Below are 880 nucleotides of genomic sequence, written 5' to 3'. Positions count from 1 at the left end.
CGCCAGCGCAGGCTGGCAGCGCATGCCGCCGCCACCGCGCCAGGCGCCCCGGGCCCTGCTGGATCTGGCCGAGGTCAAGGGCCAGGTCCAGGCCAAGCGCGCCCTGGAGATTGCCGCCGCCGGCAGCCATGCCGTGCTGCTGATCGGCCCGCCCGGGTCGGGCAAGTCCATGCTGGCCCACCGGTTTGCCGGCCTGCTGCCGCCCATGACCGAGCAGGAGGCCGTCGAAAGCGCGGCCATCGCCAGCCTGTGCGGGCGCTTCCAGGCCACGCAGTGGGGCCAGCGCCGCACCGCCCACCCGCACCACACGGCCAGCGCCGTGGCCCTGGTCGGCGGGGGCTCGCCGCCCAAGCCCGGCGAAATCTCCCTGGCCCACCACGGCACGCTGTTCCTGGACGAATTCCCCGAGTTCAGCCGCAGCGCGCTGGAGGCCCTGCGCGAGCCGCTGGAGACCGGCTGCATCACCATCGCCCGCGCCACGCACAGCGCGGAGTTCCCGGCGCGCTTCCAGCTGATTGCGGCCATGAACCCCTGCCCCTGCGGCTTCTGGGGCAGCGCCCAGCGCAGCTGCCGCTGCACGCCCGACCAGGTGGCGCGCTACCAGGGCAAGCTCAGCGGCCCGCTGCTGGACCGCATCGACCTGCACGTCGAGGTGCACAGCCTGCCGGCCGAGCAACTGCTGGCCAGCGCCGAAGGCGAACGCAGCCAGGCCGTGCAGGCCCGCGTGGCCCAGGCGCGGGCGCGGGCTCTGCAGCGCCAGGGCTGCAGCAACCAGCTGCTGCAGGGCGACGCGCTGGAGCAGCATCTGCAACTGGAGGACAGCGCCGCCGCCCTGGTGCAGCAAGGCCGCCGACCGCCTGGGCTGGTCGGCCCGCGCCAC

At 74.9% G+C, this 880-nt stretch carries 1 pseudogene; it reads left to right on the top strand.

Annotated features, from left to right (window positions below):
• Positions 1 to 880, top strand: a pseudogene (locus SJH88_RS19240) (YifB family Mg chelatase-like AAA ATPase); the annotation flags it as partial.

The sequence above is a fragment of the Comamonas sp. GCA5 genome (assembly GCF_036541385.1).
GTDB lineage: Bacteria > Pseudomonadota > Gammaproteobacteria > Burkholderiales > Burkholderiaceae_C > Comamonas > Comamonas aquatica.
Note: the sequence above shows the minus strand (reverse complement) of the source record. Positions and strands in the feature narration are given on the sequence as shown.